We start from the raw sequence: 283 nt of genomic DNA on the forward strand, positions 1-283 counted from the left end.
TGCTTTCAGTTCGGATTCTTCGGTTAGCAATAGAGCCCGTCATGATCCGAACAGCACTCGACACGCTCCAGCAGAAGCTATCGGCCGGCTTATCGTTGAGCCATAGCCGGCTTGAAACACTCTGCCTTCTGGTGATTGGCATTGCCAGCGTGCGCACGGTGAACCTGAGCCATATCAGTTCTGAGATGCCAACACAGGCCAAGCTCGAAAGCACCTATCGCCGCTTGCAACGTTTTTTCCAGCATGTTTGCCTCGGACAAGACTGGTCTGCCCGTCTTGTGGT

At 54.1% G+C, this 283-nt stretch carries 1 pseudogene; it reads left to right on the top strand.

What is annotated here, in order from left to right:
* Positions 1-41: 41 nt before the first annotated feature.
* A pseudogene (locus tag E1297_RS00320) lies at positions 42-283 on the top strand (hypothetical protein); the annotation flags it as partial.

This window comes from Roseibium sp. RKSG952, assembly GCF_009711355.1.